Origin of the sequence: Streptosporangium sp. NPDC051023 (assembly GCF_040689595.1) — a bacterium.
Taxonomy (GTDB): domain Bacteria; phylum Actinomycetota; class Actinomycetes; order Streptosporangiales; family Streptosporangiaceae; genus Streptosporangium.
On the sequence record NZ_JBFBCE010000082.1, the window covers coordinates 1 to 16,520 of the forward strand.

The window sequence follows — 16,520 nt, forward strand, 5'->3', positions numbered from 1 at the left end:
GGTTCGCCGCCCCGCCTTCTGGGGGGGGGGGGGGGGGTACCCGGGGGGGGGGGGGGGCCGGGCCCGCCGGGGGGGGCCGCGGGCCCGGCGGGTGGGTTGTGGGGCCCCCCCGGGGCCCCACCCCACCCCGCACACCCCCGCACGTGCGGCCCACACACCCATCTGAGCAGGCAAAACGCTGGGTGTGTGGGGGGTGTGCGGGGCCGGAAAGACCCCCTGGTTTCCGGCTCTGAAGCCTGCCGGAGCCCCTCCTGTCGGCCCCGCACACCCCACACACCCCGGCCCGCCGGTTCCGCTCCCGTCCGACCATCTGCCTTCCCCCGGCTGTCACTCACCGTGATACGGAGGTTCGTTCACCATGCCTCAAATCCCTGCCGCCATGCCCCTGCCGCCCGGTCACACCCTCGTGCCCAGCGAGATGACCACCGCCGACCTGGCGCCGGGCATGTCGATCCGCGTCCGCGGCTACGGCACCCTCACTATCGCCGCGCGCCCGCTGCCAGTCTCCCCGGATCTGCTGGCCGTGCCGCTCGGCTGGGAACGGCTGGCCGTGCTGGCTCACCCTTCGGCGTGCTGGGACGCCCAGGCCGTCACGCCGTCGCTGTGGCAGGCCTGGAAGCACCGCGACTGCCGCGCTTGCGGTGGAACGGGGCGCGCGGCATGAACAGGCCCGACCAGCTCCGCTACGCCCTGGCCGCCGCTGCCCGCGGCTGGGCGGTCTTCCCCGTCGCCGTCGGCGACAAGCCCCCCGCCCGCGGCTTTGCCGATTGGGAGTCCAACGCCACTACCGACCTGGCCATCATCCGCCGGTGGTGGACACGGGCGCCGTGGAATGTCGGCATCGCTTGTGGCCCGTCTGGGCTGGTGGTGGTCGACCTGGACACCCCCAAACCCGGGAAGGAGGGGCTTCGCCCCCCGCCCCCCTGGGACCTGCCGGGGGTCACCGATGGCGCCGACGTGCTGGCCGTCATCTGCGAACGCGCCGGACAGCCCCTGCCATTTGAGACGTTCACCGTGCGTACCCGCCGGGGTGGAACCCACCTGTACTACACCGCCCCTGACGGCATCCGGCTCGGTAACACCGAGGGCGACAAGGGCACCGGGCTCGGCTGGCTGATCGACACCCGCGCCCACGGCGGCTACGTGCTCGGGCCCGGCAGTTTCGTCGACCGGCCCGACGGCACCGGAACCTACGAGGTGATCCACAACGTGCCCCCGGCCCCGCTGCCCCCCTTCCTGTTTCAGCAGCTTGTTCCCCCGCCCCGACCGGTGCGCGAGCCGGTGCGCCTGGCCCTGCCCGAGGACCGGCGCGGCGCGTACCTGCGCGCGGCCATCACCCGCGAACTCGACCGAGTCGCCTCCGCGCCGCACGGCCAGCGCAACGGCTCGCTGTACCTGGCCGCCATCGCCCTGGGCCAGCTGGTCGCCGGGGGCGCGCTCGGCGAGAGCGAGGTCACGACCTTGCTGGAACAGGAGGGGGGCGACGCCGGGCTGAGCCCCGCCGAAGTCCGCCGCACCATCGCCTCTGGCCTGCGTGCCGGAGCCAAGCGGCCCCGCACGGTGGCCGCATGACCACCACCACGACCCACACCGGAGCTGATCGAATGCCCGAACCCGTCACCGATGGCACGTTGCTGCTGGACGCCCTGCTGGCCGCGCTGACCCGCTACGTGATCCTGCCGACCGAGGAGGCCGCGCACGCGGTCACGTTGTGGATCGCCGCCAGCCACGCCCAACCGGCCTGGGCGCACGCGCCGCGGCTGGTGATCCGTGCTCCGGAAAAGCGCTGCGGCAAGAGCAGGTTGCTGGACGTGGTTGAGGCCACCTGCCACGAACCGTTCATCACCGTCAACAGCAGCAGCGCCGCCGTCTACCGGTCCATCTCCGACGACCCGCCGACCATGCTGGTCGACGAGGCCGACACCATCTTCGGGCCGAAAGCCGACGGCAACGAGGACCTGCGCGGGCTGCTGAATGCCGGACATCAGCGCAACCGGCCCGCCAAGCGCTACGACGCCAACACCGGCCGGGTGGAGTCCATACCGACGTTCGCCATGGCGGCGCTCGCCGGGATCGGCGCCATGCCCGACACCATCGAAGACCGCGCGGTCGTGGTCCGCATGCGCCGCCGTGGCCCCGGTGAGACGGTCGCCCCCTACCGGCACCGCCGGGACCGGCCGCCGCTGCGCCAGCTGGCCGCCGACCTGTCGGCCTGGCTGCGCGCCGACCTGGCCACCCTGGAGCAGGCCGAACCCGCCATGCCCGTCGAAGACCGCGCCGCCGACACCTGGGAACCCCTGGTCGCCGTCGCCGACCACGCCGGAGGCCACTGGCCCGAGCGTGCCCGCGCCGCGGTGCTGGCCCTGACCGCCGAGGCCGACGAGTCCGGCCAGCCCTCCACCCGGGTCCGGCTACTGGCCGACTGCCGCGCCGCCTTCGATACCGACCCCGCCCTGCCCACCGCCGTCCTGCTGGAGCGGCTCAAGGCCGACCCGGAAGCCCCCTGGGCCAACTACGGCCCCGCCGGGCTGACCGCGATGAAGCTCGGCGCTGTCCTGCGCGAATACGAGATCCGTTCGGCCAACATCCGCTTCACCGATGGCACCCAGGCCAAGGGCTACCAGCGCGCCGATTTCCTTGACGCCTGGGCACGCTATTGCCCCCTCCCGAGCACCCCGGACGTCCCGTCAAGCAGCGAGATCCCGCTGTTCGACGGGGGTAGCCGTCCCAGCCGTCCCAGCCTCGTCATCGCAGGTCAGCGTGGGACGGCTTCTGACCGTGGGACGGCTTAGCCGTCCCAGCGCAACAAGCCGTCCCAGCCTGACCAGCACAAATGAGGCTGGGACGGCTGGGACGGCTACCCCCCTCAAAAGTGACTGGGCTCCTCCGAAACAGCCTCGACCACGCCGCCCCGCGATCGATCCCAGACCCCGGAAGGACACGCGCGCCATGGCCACCGCCACCGGCAAGCCGCTGACCGTCGCCGAGTTCTGCACCGAGCTCGGCATCTCCCGATCTACCTTCTACGACTGGCGCGCCAAGGGCCGTGCCCCGCGCTGTTTGAAGCTGCCCAACGGCGATCTCCGCATCCGCCGCACCGACTATGACCGCTGGCTGACCGCCCTGGAGGACGGCTCTTGATGCAGGACATCACCTACAACGTGCGCGTCTACAAGACGGAGGTCTACAAGGGCAAGAAGGTCACGACGTACTACGTGCGGTGGAACACCGATGGGAAGGCGTGGAAGGAGCCGTACCGCAATGCCGCCCAGGCCGACGTCTTCCGCTCCGAGTTGGTGACCGCCGCTCGCCGGGGTGAGGCATTTAGCCTCAGCACCGGCCGCCCGGCCTCGTGGAAACGGCAGGAAAGCGTGCTGAGCTGGTACGGCTTCACGCTGGCGTTCGTGGACGCGAAATGGCCGCATGCCTCGCCGAACCATCGGCGGGGAATCGCGGAAGCGCTGGTCGACGCGACCGAGGCGCTGTTGGCCACCGAGGCAGGCGCCCCCTCGCGGGACGCTCGCCGTACTGCGCTTCGCTGGGCTTACAGCACTCGCGTCCGTGACGACGAAAAGCCGCCCGCCGACCTGGAAAAGGTCCTTCGGTGGCTCGACGAGAACACTGTCCATGTTCAAGACTTCAACGAGCAGGGCAGAGGCGCGATTCTGGCGCGAGCCGTACTCACCAGGATCAGCCAGACCCTGGACGGGAAAACCGCCGCGGCGAACACAGCCAACCGCAAGCGGATGGTGCTCAACAATGCGATGGAGTACGGCCAGGAAATCGGGCTGCTGACCGGGAATCCGTTCAAGGCCGTGAAGTGGACCAAGCCCAAGACCTTGAGCACGGTGGACCCGCGCACGGTCATCAACATCGAGCAGGCCAGGCGATTCCTGGCGGCCGTACGGCGGAACAGCCAGCGTGGCGAGCGGATGGAGGCGTTCTTCGGCTGCATGTACTACGCGGCACTACGGCCGGAAGAAGTGGTCGATCTACGGCGGGTGCATCTTCACAGCCTGCCGGAGGAGGGTTGGGGAGAGATGCGGCTGACCAACGCCGAGCCGCGCGCCGGGAGTCGATGGACGAACAGCGGGAAGCCGCGGGAGCGCCGGGGTCTGAAGCACCGCGCCGAGGGTGACACGCGATCGGTGCCCATTCACCCCGAGCTGGTCGCGCTGCTGCGGGCGCACCTCGATCGGTTCGGTACCGGCCCCGAGGGTCGCGTCTTCATCGGCCCTCGGGGTGGACTGATGACCGATCGGGCTTACCTGAAGGTCTTCCACGAGGCCAGGAAACAGGCGTTCACCTCGGAGGAAGCAGCCTCACCGCTGATGGAGGTGCCGTACGCGCTTCGACACGCGGCCGTGTCGACGTGGCTCAACGCCGGAGTGCCGGCGCCCCAGGTCGCCGAGTGGGCCGGGCACAGCGTTGACGTCCTGCTGCGGGTCTACGCCAAGTGCATCCACGGCCAGCAGGGCGAGGCCATGCGCCGTATCTGGGAGGCGACCAGGGCCTGAAAACTTCGGCACGTATTCGGCACGGGCACCCGTAGACGGTCGGGGAGAGCCGTAGACAGTCGGACATACGAGAAGAGGCCCTTCACCGCGTTTGCGCTGGTGAGGGGCCTCTTTCTGCTGGTGTGGCAGGTGCAGGACTTGAACCTGCGTAGGCTGAGCCGACGGTTTTACAGACCGCTCCCTTTGACCACTCGGGCAACCTGCCGCGTCTTCCGCTCGAGGCGGCGACAGGAAGAAGAATAGCGGACTTCCGGGTGTGACGTGACATCGATGGAGACCGCCCACCGATAGCCCGCCGTACTGGGACTTTTGCGGCTTGTGCTGTGGCGGCGCGGGGTGAAGGCGGCGGCTCGGCGAGGGCTGCCGGGGCTGGTGGGTTCGGTGGTGGAGTTGTGCACATCCGGGGACGGCCTGCTTGAGGTCTGCTTCTGGGGCAGGGAAGGCGGCTTCACGGAGTGAAGTGCGTTGGGGCCCACCCCAGGGGGGCGGACGGTCTGGGGCCCGGCCTCAGGGGCTTCCCTGCCCGGCTTTCGACACCGTCGTCTCGATGTTGAAGGTCACGTTCATCCTGAGCCGACAGGTGAAGCGCTAGGGTCGACACGAGAGTTAGAGAGGATAGTCAACGCATGGCCGACAGCAGTTTTGACATCGTCAGCAAGATCGACCACCAGGAGGCCGACAACGCGCTGAACCAGACGGTCAAGGAGGTCGGGCACCGATTTGACTTCAAGGGCACCGGCGCGAGCATCGCCTGGTCAGGTGGGCAGAAGGCCGTCGAGATCAAGGCCAACAGCGAGGAACGCGCCAACGCCGTCCTTGATGTGTTCAAGGACAAGCTGATCAAGCGGGGACTCTCGCTCAAGGTTCTGGACGCCGGCGAGCCGAAGCTGTCAGGTAAGGAGTACCGGCTCGTGGTCACCCTCAAGGAGGGCATCGACCAGGAGAACGCCAGGAAGATCTCGAAGATCATCCGGGATGAGGGGCCCAAGGGGGTCAAGGCTCAGATCCAGGGCGAGGAACTGCGGGTGAGCTCCAAGAAGAGGGATGAGCTCCAGGAGGTCATCGCCTTGCTGAAGGGCAAGGACCTGGAGATCGCGCTCCAGTTCACGAACTACCGGTAGCAGACACACACCCAAGGCCCTGACCTGCATCTTCAGGGCCAGGTCTGCTTCAGAGAGGGCGCGTCCGGGGCACATGGCCGAAGGTGCTTCACTTCGCCTGTGCCCTGCCCTGCGAAGCTCCGAGGACGAACGCCGAGAACCGGGAAGAGCAGGTCCTGTGACCGTATAGGGCTTCTGCGGCGTGCGGGGCAGTGGGCCCGCGCCGGGGGTGGCGCGACGGCTCGACACGGTCGGTGACAGCGAACACGGGTTTGCCGTGTTCGTGCTCGCATACGGGCCGCGTCATGCTCTTGGGCAGACGCCTTCGAGGGGCACGGCCGAACTTCGTCACCGTAGGCCGCAGCCGGTTCGCCAGGAGACCGCCGCCTGTCCCACACCCTTCGGGCAAGCTCATTCGCGTCCGCCTTGGCGTCCCGGCCGCAGACGGCTCGTATGCGTTCCCCATCGTCCCGACTGTCGGACCGGCCGCCGCTTTCCCCCGCATCGGGACCCGCACCGAGACCCGCACCGAGACCCGCACCGAGAAGGGTGTTCGCCCGGCGTCACGAGCGGGTGGCGCCCCGCGCGGCGTGGCTGATTCGTGATGCAACCTTTCGCCTCACGACTGCATCTACCCACGTGACGAAAGGAAAAGCGATGACCCCAACACGCGGCCTCGCCGCACTCGCGCTCGCCACCGTGGCAGCCACCACCATGACCATGACCGTATCCCCGGCGGAGGCGAAAACGGGAGCCGCATCCGACGACTCGGTCCGGTACGCATGGATCAAGGGCTGCCCCAAGAAGGACTACACGGTTCCCTGCGGCAAGTGGACGCTGACACTGCGCAGCGGCAAGACCGTCAAGCTCGCCGACGCACGGGTCAACCCCCGGCAGGCCAACGGCAAGGTGGACAAGGACGCCAGCACGACCTTCGCGGTCAGCGGTGACGGCCGGTTCGTGAACTACTTCAGGGGCGACAAGCTCGTCGTCCGCGACGTGAACAGCGGGAAGGTCCGCCCGCTGCCCGGCAAGGCAGCCGTGCTGCCCAAGGGGCTCGGCCAGAGCGACGTGGACACCATGTTCTCCCCCGACGGCTCGATCGTCGTGGTCGACTACTTCGACGACGCGGAGAAGTTGCCGACCCTGATCGTCAACCTCAAAAGTGGAAAGACGATCAAGCTGCCGTCGAAGAACAACGTGCTGAGCTTCAGTCCTGACGGCCAGCACCTGCTCACCGGCCGCTACACCGACGACAACATCACCGAGTTCGTGGTCTTCGACGCCGACGGCAAGGAGAGCGAGAGCCAGGTCGTGCCGCAGATCGTGTCCAACAACTCGCCGATCGCACTGGCGGACGACGGATCCACGGTGGCGCTCGTCATCACCGGCTCGTCGAACAAAGTCCGTCTGCGCACCTACGACCTGGCGTCGGACACCGTCTCCGACGCGGTCCCGCTCGGCATCCCCAAGAACGAGAGCTCGCAGCGCCTCTACTGGGATCCGGCGGGCACGCTCACGCTCTGGACGGGGCGTGGCAGCGGTGAAGGGGAGGTTACCTCGGCCGTGAAGCGGACGGTGAACGCCGAGACCGGCTCAACGCGCAAGCTGGACTCCTTCACGATCAAGAACTCCCCGTGGACCTGGTGGCTGCCCGGCGAGTGATAACCACCTATCGTCCCTTTATGGGGAAAATTCACGACAGACTCAACGACCGGCTGCGCGAGTTCATCGAAGCGCAGCCGGTCTATTTCATCGCGACCGCTCCCGAACAGGGCGGTCACGTCAACGTCTCCCCCAAGGGATACGCCAACACCTTCCACATCATCGACGACACCACGGTGGCCTACCTCGACCTGGACGGCAGCGGTGTCGAGACCATCTCCCATCTCCGCCAGAACGGGCGCATCACGGTCATGTTCTGCGCCTTCTCCGGTCCCCCCAACATTCTTCGCCTGTACGGCACCGGCCGGGTCGTCGTCCCCGAGGACCCCGAATTCCCAGAGCTGATCAAGAAGTTCGGCCCGCATCCCGGTGTTCGGTCGATCATCGTCGTCGACTGCGACCGCATCTCCGACTCCTGCGGCTTCTCGGTGCCATTCATGTCCTTCGACAAGGACCGGCCCCTGCTGGACGAGTGGGCGGAGCGCAAGGACGTCCAGCAGCGACGTGCCTACCGGGCGAAGAACAACCGGGAGAGCATCGACGGCCTTCCCGGCCTGTCGTCGGATGAGACGGACCCGGTCTCCCAGCGCTCCTGAACCGGCGCCACCGACATGATGTGCCCGATACGACCTGTCGGGTACAACGTGCCGGTACGACACGCCGGTACGACGCCGCCCACTCCAGCGCGCGTACGGCACGGCCCGCTCCAACACGCGGAGGGTGCGACTCATCTTCGCGTGGGACGGTACGGCTCGCCCCCGGAAGCAAGCGGCGCACCCACCGCGGCATCCGGGCAGCGCGACGGCTCCCCAAGCGCGGTCACCCCCACCGCCGCCGCCCCACCTGCGCCCTGCCTCCGCCCCACCTGCGCCCCGCCTCCGCTCTGCCCATGCCTTCCCGACCAGCGAACGGCACGGCCGAACGTCATGACCGCATATCCCGGGGCCGACCGCCTCGGCTCCACCCGGGATTCCCCTTCACCGCTTGATCCTGCTCGCCGGCCACTCGGCATGCGTGTCTCGGCGCGAGCCGTACTGCCGCAATTCATATAGATGACTAATCACGTTCAGTGACGCAGAGGACTGTTGACATCATGGCAAAGAGCTACACACTCATCCATCTCACCGATGTCCACGCCGTCGCCGAAGGCCTGCTCCACGGCTCTGTCGACTCGACAGCGGCTTTCAGGACCGCGCTGGACACCGTGGCCGCCGCGGGTCAGCCCGTGGACGCGATCATCCTGTCCGGCGACATCGCCGACCAGGGGGACGAGGCCTCGTACCGGCTGGTCGCTGAGGCACTCGAGTCCGCCGCCGACGGGCTCGGCGCGGCCGTCGTGGTCGCTATGGGCAACCATGACGAGCGTCACGCCTTCCGTTCGGCGCTCGTCGGCACCGAGCCCGGCGGCGAGCCGTACGACGTCGTGACCCGGGTCGGCGGCCTGCGCATCGTGACCCTCGACAGCACCGTGCCCGGCGCGCACCACGGTGAGCTCTCCGCCGACCAGTTGGAGTGGCTGGCCTCGACGCTGGCCGAGCCTGCGCCTGACGGAAGCGTGCTGGTGCTCCACCATCCGCCCATCCCCAGCGTGCTGCCGCTGATGAACGGGATCGGCCTGCGCGCCCCGGAGAAGCTGGCCGAGGTGCTGACCGGTTCCGACGTGCGGCTGATCCTCGCCGGGCACACCCACAGCGCGTCGGCGGGCACACTTGCTGGAATCCCCGTCTGGGTCGGCCCCGGCAGCGCCTACGGCGCCGACACCATGGCGTCCGCCGGCAAGACCAGGGGGATACCGTTCCAGGCCTTCAGCAGGGTGGACATCACCGAGGACGGCGTGATCACCACGGTGGTCCCGCTGTCATCCGCTCCCGCGGTGTACGAGCTGGACACCGAGGTGCTCCTCGACCACCTGGCTAGTCATAGCGGGTGACGAAGGAGATGAGATCTCCTCGGCACCGCCGCTCGACGTGGCACAGGGGCTCGTCGCCGTGCATGACGAGCCCCTCGCGCACGAGTACGGCGGCGCCCGCGTCGACCGCGAGCACGGCCTGGTCGACGAGATCGGCGAGATCCGCCGAGATCGCGTGCCAGGTGTAGCGATAGGCCGTCCCGCCCGCCTCCAGTGAGCCGAGCACGCCGAGCCTCGGATCGTAGACGAGGTCCGCCTGCCCCGGATGGAGCCGGTAGCGGTTCAGCACGCACGGTGCGCCGCCCGACCTGAGCAGGGTGGTGATCTCGTAGACCTCACTGCCGGGTACCCCGAGGTGCCGCGCGCTCGCCGGATGCTCGGCGAATCCCCTGCCGAGGATCTCCTCTCCTCCGGCGAAGGTCGTGGCCAGCCCCTCCAGGTCCGCCTGGCGGTGCCTGCGAGTGATGGGGTCGATGGACACCTCGATCCGACGTGGCGCGCGCCGGACGAAACTGCCCAGCCCGTGCCGCGTCTCGACCAGCCCCGCCTTGCGCAGCTCGACCATGGCCTGCCTGGCGGTGAGGCGGTGCACGCCGAACCGCTCGGCGAGCGCGTCCTCGGTGGGCAGCCGCTCACCCGGCGGCAGCTCACCGGACTCGATGCGCCGCCCGAGCTCACGAGCGATCGCGCGGTAGCGGGCTTCTCTGGGCATCTGGTTACTGTACGGCTCCCGCCCGGCGAGCCCCGCCGACGATCCATAGGAACGGGAAGATTGTCGGCCCGTTCACTCCTTGTCCATTTTTCTGCCGCGTTCCCGCAGGTGAGCCAGTCATATATATGACTCATGCCTCTCTTGAACCTCCGTGACGTCGCCGAAGGCGCCGGAGCTCCCCTTCGCACCGGGATGCTGCTGCGCTCGGCCCAGCCCCAGGCTCTGACCCTCGCCGATGCCGACCTGCTCGCGGGCCTTCTCGGCGGCCCGCTCGAAGGACTACGGCTCGTCGCGGACCTGCGCGGCGAGAACGAACGCGCCGAGAACGACTGGACCCTCCTGGCCGAGCACGGTGTCAGGGTCGCCAGACTCGGCACCTCTGGCTCCCCCGCCGATCTGTCCGCGCTGCCACCGGGAGTCGACCTCGGCGACCTCTACGTCCTGATGCTCGACCACCGGACCGCCTGGTTCGCCTCCGTCGTGGCGGAGATCGCCGATGGACTGCCCGCCCTGGTGCACTGCGCGGCGGGCAAAGACCGCACCGGGCTGGTCGTGGCGCTGATCCTCGATCTGGTCGGGGTCGACCACGAGGTGATCGTCCGTGACTACGCGGCGACCGGGGAACACCTCCCCCGGATCATGGCGATGCTCGGCCTGGGCTCCGGCGCGCGGGCCGTACCGGCTCACCTGGCCGACGTCACCGGGGCGGTTTCCGGACTGCTCGACGCTCCTGAGGCCGCCATGCGCACCTTCCTTGCCGCCCTCGACGCCCGCGGAGGCGCCGAGCGGCTGCTCATGGCCAACGGTCTGACCGCGGGCCACGTCCAGCGGCTCCGCGCCGCCCTCATCGGCTGATCCGGAGACGACCGTGTCCCTCACTCTGTCCCAGGAAACCGGCACGTCCCGGCCCGCGCCCAGACGCGGGCTGGTCGCCGCCATCGGCTTCGCCGAGCTCTTCTACGCGGCGGCCGGAGCCCTGCCGCTGATCCTCGGCCTCGGTCTCAAGGTCCAGGAGATCGCGCCCACGAACAAGGAGACCGTCCTCGGGATCGTCGCGGCGCTCGGCGGAGTGGCCACCGTGATCTCCAACCCGCTGAGCGGCCATCTGTCGGACCGCACCACCGGCCGGTACGGCATGCGCAGGCCGTGGATCCTGGGCGGCTCGCTGGTGGGCCTGGCCGGACTGCTCATCCTCGCGCTCGCCGGGTCGATCGCCCTGGTGGCGGTCGGCTGGATGGTCGCGGTCACCGGATACCAGGCCATGGTCGCCGGGCTGACCGCCACGGTCGTCGACCAGTTTCCCGTGGAACGCCGTGTTCGCATGGCGGGCGTGTTCTCGATGTGCAACATGCTCGGCGTGGTCCCGGCCATGGTGCTGTCCCAGGTCTTCAAGGGCGAGTTGCTGCTGCAGTTCACGATCTGTGGCGGGCTCGCGGTGACCGCCGCGGGCGTGCTCTGCGCGGTGCTGCCCGACCGTCGTCTCGATCCGGCGGACCGGCGCCCGGTGAGCGTCGGCAGCCTCGCCGCGGCGCTGCTCGTACTGCCGCGGCACGCCCGTGACTACCGGCTGCTGTGGATCCAGCGACTGCTCGTCAGCATCGGCTTCGCGCTGATCGCGTCCTACTCGCTCTACTACCTGCAGAGCCGTGTCGGCGTGCCCACCGCGGACGCCGTCGCGCTGGTGGGCCTGACCACCATCGCCAGCACCCTGCTGTCCGGTCTTTTCGCCTACCTCGGCGGGCGCTGGTCGGCCAGGATCGGCAGGGGACGTCCGTTCGTGCTGTGGGCCACGGCGACCCTGGCCGCGATGCTGCTGCTGAAGGCGGTGACCGCCAGCGTCGGCGTCGTGATCGCCGTCGCGATCGTCAGCGGGGCGGCCACCGGCGTCTACTACGCCGTTGACCTCGGCCTGGTCACCCAGGTGCTTCCCGACGAGCGTGACGCGGGCCGCTATCTCGGTGCCTTCGCGATGGCCAAGCACCTGCCCAGTGCGGTGGCCCCCGCGGTCGCACCGGTCCTGCTCGGCATCGGTGCAGACCCCTTCGCGGAGGGCCCGAACTACTTCGCGCTCTTCCTGGCCTGCGGCCTGCTGACGCTCGCCGCCACCCCGCTGGTCAGCCTGCTGCGCCACGTGCGGTGACCGCCGGAGACCGGCGACCGCCGCCTGCCCGCCAGGAGTCAGCGGCGGTAGCCGGCCATCCGCTCAAGGCGGGCGACGCGCTCCGCGGTCGGCGGGTGGGTGGAGAACAACCGACCGATGCCCGCGCCCCGGAAAGGATTGGCGATCATGAGGTGGGAGGCGGAGGCGAGGCGGGCGTTCTCCGGAAGGGGCCGTTGCCGGGCTCCCATCTCTATCTTCCGCAACGCGGAGGCCAGGGCCAGCGGGTCTCCGGTCAGCCGGGCCCCGCATTCGTCCGCCTGGTACTCCCGGGAACGCGAGACAGCCATCTGGATCATCCCGGCGGCGACGGGGCCGAGCACGATCATGAGCAGGGCGCCGATGAAACCGGGCCCCTCGTCGTCATCTCCTCCGCCGAAGAACAGACCGACGTAACCGAGATAGGTGATCATCGTGGCGAGCGCCCCGGCCACGGACGAGATCAGGATGTCGCGGTTGTAGACGTGGGACAGCTCGTGCCCGATGACCCCGCGCAGCTCGGGCTCGTCGAGAAGCTGGGTGATGCCGTAGGTCACGCAGACCGCGGCGTTGCGGGGGTTGCGGCCGGTGGCGAAGGCGTTGGGCTGCATGGTCGGCGAGACGTACAGCCTGGGCATGGGCTGGCGTGCCTCGGTGGAGAGCTCGCGCACGATCCGGTAGAGGGTCGGCTGCTCGACCTCACTCACCGGGCGGGCACGCATCGCGGACAGGGCGATCCGGTCGGAGAAGAAGTAGGCGACGCCGTTGGTCACCAGGGCGACCAGAACCGCGAGCCGCACGCCGGCGCCACCACCCAGCCATGCCCCGACCGCGATGATCCCCGCGGACAGTGCGCCAAGGAGGACGGCTGTACGCAGACCGTTGTGATGCACTACACCCCCCTTGTCGGTTGATGCTGGTTCACCAGTCCCAACGTCTCCGGCCTGGCCGAACGTTCCCGGAGATGTTCACCTCGCGGCGACGAGGACTTCGGGGAGGAGGTCGAGCACCACCTGCGGGGCGACCGAGAACACCAGCGCGACGGCTCCGGCCAGGGCGACGGCGATCCCGACCGGCACCCATCCGGTACGGCTACCGCCCGCGGAGGGCCCCTCTGCCTCGCTCTCCGCGATGACCGGAACCGGGGTGAGGATCCGCGCGGCCCAGGCCACGTAGTAGTAGAGGCCGATGACCGTGTTGACGGCCATCACCACGGCCAGCCAGGTCCCGCCCCCTCCGACGAGCTCCCGGAACACCACGATCTTGGCGAACATCCCCGCCAGCCCCGGCGGCAGACCCGCCAGGCAGATCAGGAAGAACACCAGCGCCAGCCCGGCCGCCGGACTGCGGAACGCCAGCCCCCGGTAGTCGTCCAGTTCGTTGCGGGGGTGACGCCGCGAGACCAGCATGACCACCGCGAACGCCCCGAGGTTCATCGCCGCGTAGAACACCAGGTAGGCGATCGACGCGCTCGTCGCCTCGTCGTCGTGGACGCCGAGGGGAGCGAGGATGTATCCCGACTGGGCGACCGAGGACCAGGCCAGCAGGCGTACGGCGTGGCGCTGCCGCAGGGCCAGGAGGTTGCCGACCGTCATGGTCAGCGCGGCGATGATCGCGACCAGTGGGGTCCAGGTGCCCGACTGGCTGCCCAGGGCCGCCACGAGGATGAGGATCAGCCCGGCGAACCCGGCCGCCTTGGAGATCACCGAGAGCAGCGCGGCGACCGGCACCGGAGCTCCCTGGTAGACGTCGCCCGCCCACGCGTGGAACGGCACCGCCGCGACCTTGAAGGCGAACCCGGCCAGCACCAGGACGACGGCCACGGTGAGCAGGGGCGACAGGTCGACCGGCGGCGGGTCGTAGGCGATGTGGAGTGAGGAGACGTAGGCCTCGGAGGCCTGGGAGGCCTGGATCCCGCCGGACGTCCCGGCGCCCTGAAGGGCCTGGCCAGGGCCTGGCGCCGCGGGCCCGGCCATGCGTTCGCGCAGGACCTGGGCCAGGCGATCGAGATAGACGGTTCCCGTCGTGCCGTACAGCAGGGACACTCCGAAGAGCATCACCGCGGTGGAGACCACGGAGACCAGGAAGAGCTTGACCGCCGCCTCCGAGCTCCGGCCGTCGTATCGTCTGAGCGCGGTGAGCGCGAAGACCGGCAGCGAGACCAGCTCAAGCGCGACGACCAGCATGATCAGGTCTCGGGAGGCGGGCAGGGCGACGGCGCCCGTCAGCGTGCAGAGCAGCAGGAAGTACCACTCGCCGACGGGGATCTCTCCCGAGGAGAGCTGGGCCATGGACAGCAGCACCACGACGACCCCGGCGGCCAGGGCCAGCCCCGCGAAGATCAGGGTGAAGTCGTCGACCACGAACGAGCACGGCGACGCGCCCGCACCACCCGTCCCCGATCCGGGAGGCGCGCCCGGGACCGCGTTCGAGAGCCCACCGGGCACGCAGAAGGTCCGCATGGGCCCTCCCGCGCGCGACGCCTGCGAGATCACGAAGCCGAGCGCCCCGAGCACCCCGGCCAGGGTGACCACGCCGAGCGCAGGCCGGGCGTACGGCCCGCGTGGCAGGAAGGCGTCCAGGAGCAGCACCAGACCGCCGGTGAGCGCGAGGACCAGCAGCGGCGCGACCGCGTAGTAGTCGATCGACTGGATCACGGTGCCCCCAGCAGGCTCTGGACCACCGGGTCGGTGATGGAAAGGAGCACCTTCGGCCAGAGGCCGAGCAACACGATCAGAACGACCAGCGGAACCCAGGCGGCCAGCTCATAGCCGGTGACGTCTCGCATCCGCCCGGCCCCGGCGTTCGCCGGCGCGGCGAGCGGGCCACCGTCTCCCCCTCCCGCCGTGGAGCCTTCTCCACCCGTTGTCACGTCTCCTTCGCCCGCCGTGGAACCTCCTTCGCCCGCCGTGACGTCTCCCCTGCCCGTCGTGGAGCCTCCTCCGCCTGCGCGGATGTCCTCTGCCGCCTCCCCGACGACGGCCTTCGCCCCGGTCCCCTCCCCCGGGCCGCCCACCGAGGCGAGCAGCGGGGCGTGGACGGTCACGGTCGGGCGGCCGTGGGTGACCCGGGACAGCATGACCAGGAAGTAGGCGGCGGTCAGGACGGTGCCGATCCCTCCGATGGCCATGAAGACCAGGTAGAGCGGGCGAGGAAGGCCCGTCGCCGGTTCGAAGGCGCCCAGGAGTGCCAGCATCTCCCCCCAGAAGCCCGCAAGACCGGGCAGCCCGAGAGAGGCCACGCAGGCGAAGGTGAGCAGGGAGGCGAGACGTGGCAGGCGAGACAGCATCCCGCCGCCGAGCGCCGGGATGTCGGCGGTGCCGTAGCGCTCCTTGATCGCGCCGACCACGAAGAAGAGCAGCGCGGTGATCAGGCCGTGGGCGATGTTGCCGAACAGTGCGGCGTTGACACCGACCGGGGTGAGCGTGGCGAAGCCCAGGAGCACGAACCCCATGTGGCCTATCGAGGAGTAGGCGATCATCCGCTTGAGGTCGCGCTGGGCGAGGCAGGCGAGAGAACCGTAGATGATGCCGATCACCGCGAAGGCGCCGAGCCAGGGGGCCACGACCGCGGCGCCCTCGGGCAGGATCGGGATGGCGATGCGGGCGAAGCCGTAGGTGCCCATCTTGAGCAGGACACCCGCGAGGAGCACCGAGCCGACGGTGGGCGCCTCGGTGTGGGCGGCGGGCAGCCAGGTGTGCAGGGGCCACATCGGGGTCTTGACCGCGAGCCCGGCGCCGACGGCCACGAAGGCGAGGATCTGCGCCGAGCGGGACATGCCCGCCCCGTGTGCCCTGGCGAGAGCGACCATGTCCAGGGTGCCGGTCTGCGCCCAGACGAACAGCAGCCCGAGCAGGAGGACGACCGAGCCGAGCAGCGTGTAGAGGATGAACTTGATCGCCGCCGCCCGCCGGGCGCGCCCGCCCCAGATGGCGATCACGAAGTACATCGGGATGAGGACGACCTCGAAGAACACGAAGAACAGCAGCAGGTCGAGCGCGAGGAACGTGCCGATCATGCCCACTTCGAGGATCAGCAGCGTGAACACCAGCGCCCTGGGCCGTCCCCCTTCGGGCTTCGGCCGCAACAACTGTCCCGGCCCGTCGGCACGGCCCCAGCACAGGTAGACGAAACAGAGGAACGTCAGCAGCGTGGTCAGCACGACCAGCGGCAGGGAGACGCCGTCCACGCCGAGGTGGAACCTGAGGTCGAGACCGGGCACCCAGGCCAGGTTCGTCGAGAACCGCCCACCCGTCGTGTCGCCGCCGCCGAACACGGCGACCGGCACCAGGGAGAGCGCGAACGTGACCCCGGAGACCACCAGGGCGTGCGTCCTGAGCAGCCGCCCTCCGGCGGCGGCGTCCGCCCGGGACGGCACGAGCAACACGGCGGCTCCGGCCAGCGGCACCCCGAGCAGTGCGATCAACACCCAGCTCACGGCTCGATCACCCCGCCCCACGTCGAGATCAGGTCCGGTAGG

At 69.6% G+C, this 16,520-nt stretch carries 15 protein-coding genes and 1 tRNA gene; 11 read left to right on the plus strand and 5 right to left on the minus strand.

Annotated features, from left to right (window positions below; genetic code table 11):
* Positions 1 to 358: 358 nt before the first annotated feature.
* The 5 genes from AB0395_RS37475 to AB0395_RS37495 all read left to right on the plus strand — a co-directional run bounded on the left by AB0395_RS37475 (position 359) and on the right by AB0395_RS37495 (position 4,517).
* Positions 359 to 664: a hypothetical protein gene (locus AB0395_RS37475; protein ID WP_366289464.1), complete on the plus strand. Its 306-nt coding sequence runs from the start codon at positions 359 to 361 to the stop codon at positions 662 to 664.
* On the plus strand, positions 661 to 1,572 hold the full coding sequence (locus tag AB0395_RS37480) for a bifunctional DNA primase/polymerase (protein ID WP_366289466.1): 912 nt from the start codon (positions 661 to 663) through the stop codon (positions 1,570 to 1,572). Before AB0395_RS37475 ends, AB0395_RS37480 begins: the two co-directional genes overlap by 4 nt.
* Positions 1,569 to 2,792 (plus strand): DUF3631 domain-containing protein, encoded by a 1,224-nt coding sequence (locus AB0395_RS37485; protein ID WP_366289468.1) that lies wholly within the window; start codon positions 1,569 to 1,571, stop codon positions 2,790 to 2,792. The genes AB0395_RS37480 and AB0395_RS37485 overlap by 4 nt, the downstream gene beginning before the upstream one ends.
* A gap of 157 nt (positions 2,793 to 2,949) precedes the next feature.
* Positions 2,950 to 3,141: a helix-turn-helix domain-containing protein gene (locus AB0395_RS37490; protein WP_366289470.1), complete on the plus strand. Its 192-nt coding sequence runs from the start codon at positions 2,950 to 2,952 to the stop codon at positions 3,139 to 3,141.
* On the plus strand, positions 3,141 to 4,517 hold the full coding sequence (locus AB0395_RS37495; RefSeq protein ID WP_366289564.1) for a tyrosine-type recombinase/integrase: 1,377 nt from the start codon (positions 3,141 to 3,143) through the stop codon (positions 4,515 to 4,517). Before AB0395_RS37490 ends, AB0395_RS37495 begins: the two co-directional genes overlap by 1 nt.
* Before the next feature lie 123 nt (positions 4,518 to 4,640).
* Here AB0395_RS37495 and AB0395_RS37500 read toward each other — a convergent pair.
* Positions 4,641 to 4,722, minus strand: a tRNA-Tyr gene (locus AB0395_RS37500).
* A gap of 421 nt (positions 4,723 to 5,143) precedes the next feature.
* On the opposite strand from AB0395_RS37500, the gene AB0395_RS37505 reads away from it, so the two are divergent.
* The 4 genes from AB0395_RS37505 (at position 5,144) to AB0395_RS37520 (ending at position 9,212) form a co-directional block, all read left to right on the plus strand.
* A complete protein-coding gene (locus AB0395_RS37505; RefSeq protein ID WP_366289473.1) occupies positions 5,144 to 5,638 on the plus strand; it encodes a YajQ family cyclic di-GMP-binding protein in 495 nt (164 codons plus the stop codon).
* Between the two features lie 636 nt (positions 5,639 to 6,274).
* Entirely contained in the window at positions 6,275 to 7,282 is a 1,008-nt protein-coding gene (locus AB0395_RS37510) for a hypothetical protein (RefSeq protein WP_366289476.1), read from the plus strand.
* A 20-nt stretch (positions 7,283 to 7,302) separates the two neighbouring features.
* A complete protein-coding gene (locus AB0395_RS37515; RefSeq protein WP_366289478.1) occupies positions 7,303 to 7,878 on the plus strand; it encodes a pyridoxamine 5'-phosphate oxidase family protein in 576 nt (191 codons plus the stop codon).
* Positions 7,879 to 8,375: 497 nt separating this feature from the next.
* On the plus strand, positions 8,376 to 9,212 hold the full coding sequence (locus AB0395_RS37520) for a metallophosphoesterase (protein ID WP_366289480.1): 837 nt from the start codon (positions 8,376 to 8,378) through the stop codon (positions 9,210 to 9,212).
* On the opposite strand, the gene AB0395_RS37525 is transcribed toward AB0395_RS37520, so the two are convergent.
* Positions 9,196 to 9,903 (minus strand): GntR family transcriptional regulator, encoded by a 708-nt coding sequence (locus AB0395_RS37525; RefSeq protein ID WP_366289482.1) that lies wholly within the window; start codon positions 9,901 to 9,903, stop codon positions 9,196 to 9,198. The two genes, AB0395_RS37520 and AB0395_RS37525, sit on opposite strands and share 17 nt — an antisense overlap.
* Before the next feature lie 132 nt (positions 9,904 to 10,035).
* On the opposite strand from AB0395_RS37525, the gene AB0395_RS37530 reads away from it, so the two are divergent.
* Positions 10,036 to 10,758, plus strand: a complete 723-nt coding sequence (locus AB0395_RS37530; RefSeq protein WP_366289485.1) for a tyrosine-protein phosphatase — start codon at positions 10,036 to 10,038, stop codon at positions 10,756 to 10,758.
* 13 nt (positions 10,759 to 10,771) lie between these two features.
* Positions 10,772 to 12,043, plus strand: a complete 1,272-nt coding sequence (locus AB0395_RS37535; RefSeq protein ID WP_366289487.1) for an MFS transporter — start codon at positions 10,772 to 10,774, stop codon at positions 12,041 to 12,043.
* A 38-nt stretch (positions 12,044 to 12,081) separates the two neighbouring features.
* Here AB0395_RS37535 and htpX read toward each other — a convergent pair whose 3' ends face one another.
* From htpX to AB0395_RS37550, 3 genes are all read right to left on the minus strand, one after another.
* On the minus strand, positions 12,082 to 12,933 hold the full coding sequence (gene htpX, locus AB0395_RS37540) for a zinc metalloprotease HtpX (protein WP_366289490.1): 852 nt from the start codon (positions 12,931 to 12,933) through the stop codon (positions 12,082 to 12,084).
* A gap of 75 nt (positions 12,934 to 13,008) precedes the next feature.
* On the minus strand, positions 13,009 to 14,697 hold the full coding sequence (locus AB0395_RS37545) for an NADH-quinone oxidoreductase subunit N (protein ID WP_366289493.1): 1,689 nt from the start codon (positions 14,695 to 14,697) through the stop codon (positions 13,009 to 13,011).
* Positions 14,694 to 16,478 carry an NADH-quinone oxidoreductase subunit M gene (locus AB0395_RS37550; RefSeq protein WP_366289496.1) on the minus strand — a complete coding sequence of 595 codons (1,785 nt, stop codon included), beginning with the start codon at positions 16,476 to 16,478 and terminating at the stop codon, positions 14,694 to 14,696. Before AB0395_RS37550 ends, AB0395_RS37545 begins: the two co-directional genes overlap by 4 nt.
* Positions 16,479 to 16,520 lie beyond the last annotated feature (42 nt).